Consider the following 12,586-nt stretch of genomic DNA (forward strand, 5'->3'; position numbering starts at 1 on the left):
GAAAAGGTGATAGAGGTGATAGAGGGCTTATGTGCAGCGCTTTGCACTAATAGCTGACGGATTGATGAGTTAATTAGGTAATGCGAGTATGGGTTTTATTGACGATTGGCGATTGCCGATAAAAGCGCGAGCCCTGAAATCAGGCAACCCTTTCACGTTTCACGTTTGCCGTTTCACGAAAGAGAGCCTGCACATACGCGAGCCATTGCCGATTACGCCCATTCACGAAAACAAACAACAAGAACAAAAGCAATAATGTTAAGAAAATTATTCATAATAAGTAGTATAGCCATGATAGTGTATATGGATGGCCGGTCGCAAAGTATTACCGGTCGTCCATTATCGTTGCAGGAGTGTGTGCAAACGGCTATTGAAAACAACCTCGATGTTAAGCAAAGCGATCTTAGTATGGAGCGGGCCGGTGTAACCATGCGTCAGTCGAAAGCCAATTTATTACCCAATATAGGGGGTGAAATAAATCATACGCTGAACCAGGGCCGTAGCATCGATCTTAGCACCAACAGTTATGTGAACCAGCAACAAACATCGGGCAGCTATTCATTATCGGGTAATGTTACATTATTCAATGGACTGCGGTTGTTAAATACATTAAAGAGTTCGCAATACGCTTATGAAGCCAGTAAAATGGAATTGCAAACCAGCAAAGATCAGTTGATGCTGAACGTAATACTGGCTTACCTGCAAATATTAAGCAGCACCGATCTGTTACAGCAGGCGCAAAAGCAGGTTGATGTTACGCAGAAACAGGTTGAGCGACTAGAGGTGATGAACCAGGAAGGCGCTATAAAACCATCGGACCTTTCGGATATGAAGGGACAGCTGGCCGATAACAAAGTGACCATAATAAACAGCCAGAACAATCTCGATGCCGCCCGTTTGGCCCTGTCGCAATTAATGAATGTGCAATATAACAGGGAACTACAGGTGGAAAGGTTACGGGCCGACCAGGTTGAAATGAATTATACAACCCTGCCCGATAGCATTTTCAGTATTGCATTACAACAACTGGCCATTATAAAAGCCGCCGATCTTCGTACAAAGAGTGCAGAAAAAGCGGTACAGGCAGCACGCGGTAGCCTGTTCCCATCGGTTGGTTTGGGCGCCGGGTTCTATACCCCCTACTCCAGCACCGCCCGCGATTCGAGCAATCGAAAAATTGAATACTACGATCAGCTTAGCAATAACTATCGTACTTATGTAGGTGTAGGTATTAGCATTCCCATCTTTAATAACCTTCGCTACCGCAATCAGATAGCGTTGGCAAAAATTGATCTTAAAAGCGCCAGTTATACGGCACAAACCAAACAAATACAATTAAAGCAAAACATAGAGCAGGACCATTTTAATATGACGGCCGCTAAAAATCGTTACCAGGCATTGCTTGAACAGGTGGCGGCTTATACCGAATCGTTCCGTGCCGCTGAAGCCCGCTTCAATGCCGGCGCTACTACCTCAATTGATTATCTTATTGCCAAAAATAACCTCGACCGGGCCAATGTAAATCTCATTATCGCCCGGTATGATTACATTCTTCGTACTAAGATCCTGGATTACTACCAGGGAAAACCGTTGTGGTAAAGAATTTACAACACCTATTTTGCACCAAAGGAGAGAATTTGCCAGCGCGGTATTCGCGCTAACAGAAAACAGTCAAAATCTGGGAGCACGGTGTCCGCGCACGCAGAAAAATGGATAGAATTTGATTTATTTGAGTGTAATCAATCATTTGAAAGAAGCTACTGTTATAAAAAAAGAAAAAGACAACCATATAAGATTGTCTTTTTCAGAGCGGAAGACGAGACTCGAACTCGCGACTCTTAGCTTGGGAAGCTAATACTCTACCAACTGAGCTACTTCCGCTTATATTACCATAAGCACCAATAACTCCGCGTTCAACAAACACAAAACCAATCATCACTCCCTCTAAGTTAATTAAAAAATTAAAGCACCAAAAGACAATCTTAATACCCATTCGCTTGATAATTGCTGTTGCGGAAAATAGTTAAATTTATATACACAAACCTGGTCCCAATATGTCTGAACAACTCATCAATAACGTTTCCGATACAGCGCTTTGGATCGCCGCATACAGAGCATTGGAATCAGAACGCCCCGATGCAGTGTTCAAAGACCCGCTTGCCCGCAAACTGGCTACCGACCGCGGTTTTCAAATGGTGGAAGCTACACCCATTAAAGATCATATGGCTTTTGCCATGGTTACCCGCACAACCGGTATCGACAGGTTGATAAACAGGGCCATTGAACGCGGTATAGATACAGTTATAAATTTAGGCGCCGGTCTCGATACCCGTCCCTATCGTATGCCACTGCCGGTTAATCTGCGTTGGGTAGAAGTTGATTTTCCGCAAATGATAGATTATAAATCGAAACTGCTCGAGAACGATAAACCGGCTTGTCACCTGCAACGTTTATCGGCCGATCTTTCGAACGATACAGAGCGGAAGGCCCTGTTTACCCAATTGGGCAATGAGGCCAAACGGGCGCTGCTCATAACCGAAGGGGTTGTTGGCTATCTTTCCAATGAACAGGCCGCCCAGTTATCAAAAGCGATCTTTGCAGTACCTACCTTCCATTACTGGATAATGGATTACCATGGTGGGTTGCGCCGCCACCGCAGGGCTACCGATCTAAAAAAGATCCTCACCAAAGCACCATTGCAGTTTAATGTAGCAGACCCTATTCGTTATTTTACCAGCCATGGCTGGAAGGTGCATGACAATATTTACCTGCTCGATGAAGGCGACCGCATCGGCCGCAAGCTTCCACCCTTCAGGTTCCCGCTGAGTCTCTTTATCAAACTCTTTCCTAAAAAAGCCCGCGACATTGGGAATAAGACCTATGGGTATGTGTTGTTTGGGAAATGAGGGAGCAGCGGCAATCGTGAATCGGCAATCGGCAATATTTCCGAAACTCAGTGCCTCGCCTGCCGTAAAACGTGAAACGGTCCGCCAGCTGGCGGATGAATTAAAATACAGTCTAATGGGCTATGAACTATAACCTATTACCTCCTCCATTTAGTCAGCGGGACGCCTCCTCGTCAACTTGTCAACTTATCAACTTTGTTAACTACTCCAACGCCCTTTGGGCGTCGGAGTGCCAACCTGTCATTGTTACCCTTTTTTGGCTATCTTTGCCATCCCAAAAACTGAATTGTTGATGTTAGAGCGGATGAACCATACGATGCACGAGGAAAGCCGGCAGGGAGAAGCCTACTCTCCCTTTGTAAATGACCCTAATGCATATAATAAAAAATTTTACATTGAAAGCTATGGCTGTCAGATGAATTTCTCTGATAGCGAGATCGTTGCCTCTATTTTAAATGAGAACGGATTCGGCGCCACCCGCAATTTCGAGGAAGCCGACCTCATTCTCATCAATACCTGTTCTATTCGTGAAAAGGCCGAACAAACCGTTCGCAAGCGCCTGAGCGACCTGCGGGTGGTTAAAAAGAACAATCCCGGCGCCCTTATTGGCGTATTGGGTTGTATGGCCGAACGCTTAAAAGCCAAGTTCCTTGAGGAGGAAAAGCTGGTTGATATGGTAGTTGGCCCCGATGCCTACCGAAGCCTGCCTGGCCTTATCATGGAAGCCGAAACCGGCCAAAAAGCGGTGAATGTGCTGCTAAGCCGTGAAGAAACCTATGCCGACATCTCCCCAGTCAGGCTCGATAGCAATGGCGTATCGGGCTTTGTAAGCATTATGCGGGGTTGTAATAATATGTGCTCGTTCTGCGTAGTACCCTTTACCCGGGGCCGCGAACGCAGCCGTGATGTTCATTCTATCATTAAAGAATGCACCGATTTATTCAATAACGGTTACAAAGAAGTGACCTTATTAGGTCAAAATGTTGACAGCTACTACTGGGTGCCCGAAAACGAGGCAACAGGCGTTCCTGTAACCTTCGCCAACCTGCTCGAAAAGGTGGCTCTCATTGATCCTTCCTTACGCGTTCGTTTCTCTACTTCGCACCCGAAAGATATTACCGACGATGTGTTGCTCACCATGGCAAAGTATGAGAACATTTGTAAATACATTCACCTGCCGGTGCAAAGCGGTTCAACCCGTGTATTGCAACTGATGAACAGAACGTATACCCGCGAATGGTATATGGCCAAGGTAGATCGTATACGTGAAATACTGCCCGATTGCGGCATCAGCTCAGATATCATTGCCGGTTTTTGTACCGAAACAGAAGAAGACCATCAGGATACGCTCAGTATTATGCGGCACAGTAAATACGATATGAGCTATATGTTCTTTTACAGCGAGCGCCCGGGAACCCTGGCCGCCCGCCGCTATAAAGACGACATTCCTGAGGACGTGAAGAAAAAGCGGCTCGACGAGATCGTTAAACTGCAAAATGCGCTCAGCCGTGAAAGTAACCAGCAAGACCTGGGCAAAACATTTAAAGTATTGATTGAAGGAAACAGTAAACGCAGCGACCAGGATTGGATGGGACGTACCAGCCAGAATAAAGTGGTTGTTTTTCCAAAAGAACAATACCCGCTGAACAAAGGCAGCTACGTAATGGTTAAAGTACATGATTGTACTGGCGCAACGTTGATAGGAAAAATTGAACCATAAGACAGGCATTCACCAAAAGCAAAAGGAGACGAGTTAAATTATAGAACTGTAAATATAAATAGAGCTGCTTATTACTATAAGCGCTCCCTAAATAGTTTCAACCATCGCCTGATTGTATCGGCGTGAAACTGTAAGCCCGGTAAAATACCGGGCCAGCCCATAACTCAATTGGGCATGCCAAAAAGAGACCGACAATATAAACAGGGCGCTGCCCTGATTAAAATAATCCGGATCACCTTCATGCAACATCATTACTGATCACCGCTGGGGGTATCTGAAAAAATTAGTATCAAAGTGGATATTCAAAGTATCAAAAACAGGTTCGGCATTATTGGCAACTCGCAAGGGTTGAACTTTGCCCTGCAGGTTGCTGCACAGGTGAGCAATACCGACTTGACCGTATTGATAGCCGGAGAAAGTGGGGTTGGTAAAGAAGCATTTTCAGTGATCATTCACGCCTTATCTGCACGTAAACACAATCCATTTATCGCTGTAAACTGTGGCGCCATTCCCGAAGGCACCATCGACTCGGAGCTGTTTGGCCATGAGAAAGGTTCTTTTACCGGCGCGGTTGACGCCCGCAAAGGCTATTTTGAAACTGTGAACGGCGGTACCATCTTCCTCGATGAAATTGGCGAAATGCCCCTCGGCACCCAGGCCCGCCTGCTGCGGGTGCTTGAAACAGGCGAATTTATTCGCGTAGGTTCAAGCAAAGTTCAAAAAACCGATGTGCGCGTAATTGCCGCTACCAATAAAGACCTGCTCACCTTCACACAGAACGGTAAATTCAGGGAAGACCTGTATTACCGCTTAAGCACAGTGCCCATTCGGGTGCCTTCCCTGCGCGACCGGCAGGAAGATATTCCCCTCCTGTTCAGAAGGTTTAGTGTTGATTTTGCAGAACGCTATAAAACCACCCCGGTACAGCTTGACGATGAGGCAAAAGATGTGTTAATTAATTATCCCTGGCCCGGTAATGTGCGTGAATTGAAGAATATTGCAGAACAGATCTCTGTGCTGGCTTCAGATAAACTGGTTACGGCCAACGAACTAAAACGATTTTTGCCTAATCGCGATATGAACCGGTTGCCGGTGCTGGCCCATGGAAGCGGTAACCCTGTGGCCAATGGCCACGAGTTTGCCAATGAGCGCGAGATCCTGTACAAGCTCTTTTTCGATATGAAAAAGGATGTTACCGAACTGAAAAAGATGTTTGTAGATATTTTGCAGAACCCCGGTACCAGCGTGCAAAATCAATCGTTATTGAACGAGCTGAAGACAAAGGAATTGTTGCCTTCAACCTACGTTCAGCCGGTGGTCACCAGCACACAGCAGCCCATAATGGTGCATCATGATAATCACGATGATATTCATCATCACGAAGAGGTGGATGAGTCGCTGAACATTATGGACAAGGAAAAAGAACTGATAGAAAAGGCACTTAAAAAACATAAAGGCAAACGTAAAGATGCGGCCCTTGACCTGGGAATCAGTGAAAGAACGCTGTACCGAAAATTAAAGGAGTATGATATTAAAGAATGATAAAACCAATAGACAATTGACAAAAGGCAATTGGCAACGAATAAAATTGCTTATTGCTTATTGCTTATTGCCCATTGCCCTATTGACTTCAGGATGCTATTCATTTAAAGATATAGGCTCAATTCCCAAGGAGGTAAAAACTTTCAGGGTTAATTATATTGAGAACAAGGCCCGGTATATAAACCCGCAGTTGAGCCCGCAGTTAACAGATAAATTAAGGCAGAAGATCATGGGGCAAACCCGGTTGGCCGGGGTGCAAACCGAAGATGCCCACTACGATATCAGTGGCACGGTTACAGGCTATAATGTTATTACATCGGCCATTTCATCAAATAATTCAAGCAACCAGCAGCAGGCAGCTGGCCAACGCCTTACAGTTACGGTGCATCTCAACTTTAAAAACAACTTAGACCCTTCAAAGAATTTTGAAGCCGATGTTTCCCGTAACTTCGACTATTCGGCCCAGCTGACCATAACGCAGGCCGAACAGCAATTAAATGAAACCATCATCAAAAACATGGTGGATGAAATTTTCAACCGTATATTTTCAAACTGGTAAGCTGGTTACATGCAATATCATATTCAAACGCTGGTAAAACATCTTTTTGATAAGGACTCTTTTGAGCAGGTGAGCGTAGATGAACTAAAACAGTTCACCGACGATTACCCATATGCAGCTGTGGGTCAGTTCCTGTATGCCAAAAAGCTGAAAGACAGCGGCGCCTATAATAACTATGAACAGGGCGAACAGGCTTCGCTCTATTTTCATAATGCATTGTGGCTGCGCTGGCAGTTAGATCAAAAAGAAGAAGCTCCTGCCCTGCCCGCAAAAGCAGAAGAACCAGCGCAACCAGGTTTCCGCATTGTGGTGCAAATGCCCAGGCACGGTGGCGGCGTTTACCAGTCTGAAACAGAAACGGAAGAACATAAAGAAGAAGATCCTACGACCCAAACTCCCCCTCCACTGGAGGGGGCCGGGGGGAGGCCACCCGCTGCAGAACATTTTGTAGAACCTGTACAGGAAGAGGTGATAGAAGTTGAACACGAGAAAACCCTGCAGGTAAACGAAAAAGGTTCCCTGGTTGAACAGGCAGCAGTACCGGATACAACACCGGTGACAGAAACCGCTTCAGCCGTTGCCATTGCAGAAATTAGCCAGCTGGGTGGTGAAAGCAGCGCCACCGAAGCGCCTCTGAATGCAGTAAGTATTACCGAAGAAGCTTTGATACCTGTTGCTGCAGTTGCGGAAAATATAGAGGCAGATGATATTATTCCGGCGGTGGAACCCATTGTTGGTGAAGCAGATATTGATGATGTGATACCGGCCATAGAAGTGCCCGCCGAAACGACCGACCCGGTGGACGATATTGTACCGGCAATAGAAATAGAAGAAGCTGATACTGATGATGTTGTACCGGCTATTGAAGTAACCGCGGAAGTTACAGCACCCGAACAAACAGCTCCACCCGAAATAGCTATTGAAGAACAGCCGGAATCAATTGCTGAGCCAATCCCTGCTGAAGAGCCAGTGGCCTTTGTGGCGGCACAGGAACCAGTAGTGGAGGCAGCTGTATCGGCCATTCCAGAAGAACCGGAAGTGGCGGAGCCCGAACCGGTGGCAGAGCAACCCAATCCGTTTGGCCTCACCCCTGCCAGCAAAGAGCTTAAGATCTCTGTGGATCTGGGCGAGCCCATTTTTGAATCGTACCACACCATCGACTATTTCGCCTCACAGGGCATAAAGCTGATGGCTGAAGATATGAAAGACAAAATGGGTAAGCAGTTAAAAAGCTTTACCGACTGGCTGCGGAGCATGAAACGCGTGAGCGGCCACATTGAGTCGAGCACTTCAATTGACGAGGTTACCCATCAAAGCATACAACGTATAGCCGAACATTCGGTTGAGGAAAAGGAAGTGGTTACTGAGGCCATGGCCGAAGTTTGGGCCAAACAGGGCAATGCGAAAAAGGCAATACGGATATACGAGAAATTAAGTTTGCTTAATCCCGCCAAAAGCACTTATTTTGCGACAAGAATTGAACAATTAAAAGCATAGTGAAATGATCATTTTGTTCCTGGCACTGATAATAATAGCTAGTGTAGCGATCGGCTTGTTTATCCTGATCCAAAACCCTAAAGGTGGTGGTTTAGCTGGCAGCATTGCCGGTTTCAATACCCAGTTCATGGGCGTAAAACAAACAACCGATGTACTGGAAAAAGGTACCTGGGTTATGGCAATCGCTATTGCCCTGTTGTGTTTAACATCAGCCTTCTTTATTCCAAAAACTAAAGCTTCTGGCACTAACGGCCGCGAAAATGTGCGCCCTGCAGCTACAGCCCCTGCTCCTGCAAGTGGTTCACCTTTACAGCCAGCACCTGCGAAATAATTTATTCCAAAAAAATAAAGCTCAACCCTGCTTTAAACCGGCAGGGTTTTTTATTTTGGTGAATGGTCAGTGGTGAGTGGGTTCGCTCATTTTAAAATTTCCAAACAATCGCGGGGTTCGCTAATTAAGGGCTTTTCAACAGTAGCGGGCTCTAACAACTCACCGTTCACGATTCACGATTAAAGGTCTGATGCCAACAATCGGAGAGCTGCAATAAAACTTTCACGTTTCACGTTTGCCGTTTCACGATTCACGACACTAGCATAGTTCTTGCACAGTATCAAAGGAATAGCAACCAACAGATGATTAAAAAATAATCTATATCCAATGTTCAGAAAACTGGTAATAAGCGTTCTGATTATAGCAGTGCTGGCAGGCACAATAGCCGGCTGGCAGTTCTTTACTTCCAACACCGCATTCTCCGAAAAATCGAAATATTTATATATACGAACCGGCCATGCCACCTGGCCCGAGGTAATGAAAACCTTGCGCGATAGTAATCTTATAAACAGTCCGGCCGCGTTCGACCTGTTAGCCACCAAACTCGAGGTCCCCCAAAAGCTGAAAGCAGGGCGGTATGAATTGAAAAAAGGCATGAGCCTCATGGATATTGCCCGCATGTTACGCAACGGCCGGCAGGCACCGGTGAAACTCATCATCACCAAGTTTCGTACAAAAGAGCAGCTGGCGGGTTTCCTGGGCCGTAAAATGGAAATTGATTCTGCCGATGTAGTGGCTTATTACACCGATTCATTACAGCCTTACGGTTTCGATTCGAACACGGTAATGGCCATGTTATATCCCAACACCTATTCATACTTCTGGAACGCTTCTGTAGGCGATGTTTTTGAAAAATTCCGAACAGAATATAAAAGGGTATGGACCGACGAGCGGCGCAACCAGGCGCGTAAACTGGGACTTACACCCATACAGGCCTATACGCTGGCCTCTATTGTTGAAGAAGAAACACAAAACCTCGAAGAAAAAGATACCATTGCCAGCGTTTACCTCAACCGCCTGAACAAGGGTATGCGATTACAGGCCGACCCTACCATAAAATTTGCGATGAAGGATTTTACCCTCAAACGTATTTACCTGAAATACCTGCAGGTAGAATCGCCTTACAATACGTACATGAACAAAGGTTTGCCCCCCGGCCCTATTTGCACACCTTCACTGCAAACATTAGATGCAGTTTTACAACAACCACAAACGAATTATCTTTATTTTGTAGCGAAAAGCGATTTTTCGGGCCGGCATGTTTATACCGAAACGTATGACCAGCACCTGAAGGTTGCCAAGGAATTTCAGCAGGCATTGGATATTGAACAACAGAAAAGAGCGGCATTAGACAGCGCAGCAAACCTTAAATGAACGTAGAACGCATAATATCAAACTCCCCCCCTGTTCGCTTTTTATCGGAAAAAAGCAAGAAGATAGTACTGCCCGGTTTCGAGGGTGTACCCTTGTTTGATGTAATTATGTTCTTTAAAGAACAGGTTAGGCGTGTAGGACTTACCGAAAGGGCTTCGGCCATTTCGTATAACTTTATCATGTCCATTCCCCCCTCCTGTTTATTTCTTTTTACATTGATACCGCAATTGCCGTTCGTTCGCCGCCGGCAGGTGAAACTGCAATTGCATACATTGATACGCGATATGATCCCCGCAGATACTTATAACAAAGGGATCATCAGTTTTGTAGACAGCTTTTTTAAAGACAATCATACCGCGCTGCTTTCATTCGGCTTTTTATTACTTATCTTTTTCGCATCCAATGGCATGATGGGGCTTATGCGCTCTTTTAATAAGAACTATATAGGCTTTGAAAAAAGAACCGGGTTAAAAACCCGCCTGGTGGCCATTAAGCTCACAATCATCAATATGAGTTTAATACTGGGTTGTTTGATATTACTGATGTTACAAAGCGCTGTATTGAAACTGTTGGGTATTAAAAGTGTGTTTGTATTGAATGTTATTGGTGTGTTCAGATGGGTCTTTCTTGTAAGCCTTATATTTTACGCCATCGCTTTTATTTATAAATATGCACCGGCCATACAAAAAAGATGGAAGCTTGCATCGCCGGGCTCCATTCTAGCCACATTCCTGAGCATTCTTACCACATTGGGCTTTTCTATCTTTGTAAACAACTTTGGCAAGTACAACGCCTTATATGGCTCTATTGGTACCATTATCGTATTGATGATCATTATATACATCAATTCTCTTGTATTGCTTATTGGGTACGAGCTGAATGTAAGCATACATTCCATTAAGGCCATGGCCGAAGAACGGCAGAAACAGGTGCATGGTAATACAAGCGATGATCTAATTTTTCATGACCGCGTTTAATGTAACAAACCCGCACATATTATAATAATTTCCTTTTTAATGAAATTTTAAAACCACCTGACATAAAAGTGCTAGGTAAAACCAGCATTTTTTAGTAAACTTTGCATAGCTGTTTATCTTACCGATCTGCTACAATGAAAGCTGCGATTTTGAACTCGTGAAGCGTAACAATTCCCCCGACCCTGTTTATAACAACAAATAAAAAATGTCAGATGAAAAAAACTATGTTCAGCTTATTGCTGTTGCCCGCAGTGGTTCTTTTCTCTTTTGCTATGGAAGACCCATTACCATTGGGAGCAAGTGTACCGAAAGCAGACAATAAGTTAAAAGATATTTCCGGCAAAGAAGTAACCCTAAAGGAGGCAATGAAAGAGAACGGTTTGCTGGTAATGTTTAGTTGTAATACCTGCCCTGTGGTCATTAACAATCAGGCCCGCACTAAAGAGATCTGTCAGTATGCGGCACAACAAAACATTGGTGTAGTTTTATTGAATTCAAATGAAGCTAACCGTAAAAGCTCCGAATCGTTAAGTAACATGCAGGATTATGGCCAGGGACAAGGTTACAAATGGTTTTATGCAGTGGATAAGAACAATGAGCTGGCCGATGCATTTGGCGCCTCCCGTACGCCTGAATGTTTTCTGTTCGATAAAAATGGAAAACTCATTTATCATGGCGCTATTGATGATAGCCCTTCCGATGCTGCAAGTGTAAAACGTATTCATTTAAAAGAAGCAATCAATGAAGCAGTAGCCGGAAAAGAAGTTTCAGTTAAACAATCAAAATCGGTTGGTTGTAGTATTAAGCGGATTTCATAACACCAATAAGTCCCGTTTTTAAAATCTGTACAATCCCCTGTTCCGGCTGAGCCGGTATGGGGGATTTTCATTTTAATGTTGCCAACTATATACAACACCATGCATGTTGACATTACTCCCCACACATACAAAAATAATTGGTGATACAGTAAGGGCATAATTAATGCTGCTATATGAGAGCTTATAAAAACACCAAAAATAAATTTCTCATGAAAGCAACAACAATTTTTTCATCAATTGCAGTATGCGCAATGTTTTCAATGTTTGCCTGTCAAAGCCCTTCATCAACAGATACCACTGCCGATTCAACAGGAGCTATCAGACAAGAGCCCGATACCCGTATGGATCGCGATAATAATATGAACACAGCTGATTCGGCCCGCGGTGCACAGGGAATGGTTGATGATAAAACCCACACCTTTATGAACGATGCGGCAGAGGCTGGTATGGCTGAAGTTGAAATAGCCAAGCTGGCAAAAGACAGGGCATTGAACCCACGGGTAAAGAACTTTGCAGAAATGATGATCAAAGATCATACTGCTGCCAATAACGATCTTATGACCGTTGCCCGCGGAAAGAATGTAACATTACCTTCTACTTTAGGTAAACATCAGGAACATTTAGAAGACCTGAGTAAGAAGAATGGAGCCGAGTTTGATAAAGCTTACATGAAAGCAATGGTAAATGGACATGAAGATGTGGTAAAAGAATTTGAAAAATGTTCACAGAATGGTACCGACCCCGATGTGAAAACATTTGCAGCGCAAAAACTGCCTACATTAAGAATGCATCTTGATTCAGCAAAAGCGATCAATAAAGCGTTGAAATAAGTTAACGAGTTAACAGGTTAACAAGTTTACAA

The 12,586-nt window shown here is 44.5% G+C and carries 11 protein-coding genes and 1 tRNA gene; 11 read left to right on the forward strand and 1 reads right to left on the reverse strand.

Annotated elements, in window-relative coordinates; translation table 11 throughout:
- The first annotated feature begins 255 nt into the window (after positions 1–255).
- Entirely contained in the window at positions 256–1,599 is a 1,344-nt protein-coding gene (locus tag GGD38_RS01100; RefSeq protein WP_375299878.1) for a TolC family protein, read from the forward strand.
- Positions 1,600–1,808: 209 nt separating this feature from the next.
- Here the strand turns inward: GGD38_RS01100 and GGD38_RS01105 are convergent.
- Positions 1,809–1,881, reverse strand: a tRNA-Gly gene (locus GGD38_RS01105).
- A 173-nt stretch (positions 1,882–2,054) separates the two neighbouring features.
- On the opposite strand from GGD38_RS01105, the gene GGD38_RS01110 reads away from it, so the two are divergent.
- The 10 genes from GGD38_RS01110 (at position 2,055) to GGD38_RS01155 (ending at position 12,554) form a co-directional block, all read left to right on the forward strand.
- The gene (locus GGD38_RS01110) at positions 2,055–2,906 is read left to right on the forward strand and encodes a class I SAM-dependent methyltransferase (protein ID WP_375299877.1); all 852 of its coding nucleotides are present in this window, start codon (positions 2,055–2,057) and stop codon (positions 2,904–2,906) included.
- A gap of 292 nt (positions 2,907–3,198) precedes the next feature.
- Positions 3,199–4,626 carry a tRNA (N6-isopentenyl adenosine(37)-C2)-methylthiotransferase MiaB gene (gene miaB / locus GGD38_RS01115; protein WP_375299876.1) on the forward strand — a complete coding sequence of 476 codons (1,428 nt, stop codon included), beginning with the start codon at positions 3,199–3,201 and terminating at the stop codon, positions 4,624–4,626.
- 294 nt (positions 4,627–4,920) lie between these two features.
- Entirely contained in the window at positions 4,921–6,168 is a 1,248-nt protein-coding gene (locus GGD38_RS01120; protein WP_375299875.1) for a sigma-54 interaction domain-containing protein, read from the forward strand.
- Entirely contained in the window at positions 6,152–6,727 is a 576-nt protein-coding gene (gene lptE / locus GGD38_RS01125; protein WP_375299874.1) for an LPS assembly lipoprotein LptE, read from the forward strand. The genes GGD38_RS01120 and lptE overlap by 17 nt, the downstream gene beginning before the upstream one ends.
- 9 nt (positions 6,728–6,736) lie before the next feature.
- Positions 6,737–8,224 (forward strand): hypothetical protein, encoded by a 1,488-nt coding sequence (locus tag GGD38_RS01130; protein WP_375299873.1) that lies wholly within the window; start codon positions 6,737–6,739, stop codon positions 8,222–8,224.
- 4 nt (positions 8,225–8,228) lie between these two features.
- A complete protein-coding gene (secG, locus tag GGD38_RS01135; protein ID WP_375299872.1) occupies positions 8,229–8,555 on the forward strand; it encodes a preprotein translocase subunit SecG in 327 nt (108 codons plus the stop codon).
- 327 nt (positions 8,556–8,882) lie between these two features.
- Positions 8,883–9,929 (forward strand): endolytic transglycosylase MltG, encoded by a 1,047-nt coding sequence (gene mltG / locus GGD38_RS01140; RefSeq protein ID WP_375299871.1) that lies wholly within the window; start codon positions 8,883–8,885, stop codon positions 9,927–9,929.
- The gene (locus GGD38_RS01145) at positions 9,926–10,906 is read left to right on the forward strand and encodes a YihY/virulence factor BrkB family protein (protein ID WP_375299870.1); all 981 of its coding nucleotides are present in this window, start codon (positions 9,926–9,928) and stop codon (positions 10,904–10,906) included. The genes mltG and GGD38_RS01145 overlap by 4 nt, the downstream gene beginning before the upstream one ends.
- A gap of 212 nt (positions 10,907–11,118) precedes the next feature.
- The gene (locus tag GGD38_RS01150; protein ID WP_375299869.1) at positions 11,119–11,724 is read left to right on the forward strand and encodes a thioredoxin family protein; all 606 of its coding nucleotides are present in this window, start codon (positions 11,119–11,121) and stop codon (positions 11,722–11,724) included.
- A gap of 209 nt (positions 11,725–11,933) precedes the next feature.
- Positions 11,934–12,554, forward strand: coding sequence for a DUF4142 domain-containing protein (locus GGD38_RS01155; RefSeq protein WP_375299868.1), 621 nt, complete (start codon positions 11,934–11,936; stop codon positions 12,552–12,554).
- Positions 12,555–12,586 lie beyond the last annotated feature (32 nt).

Origin of the sequence: Niastella sp. OAS944 (assembly GCA_024809215.1) — a bacterium.
Classification (GTDB): domain Bacteria; phylum Bacteroidota; class Bacteroidia; order Chitinophagales; family Chitinophagaceae; genus Niastella.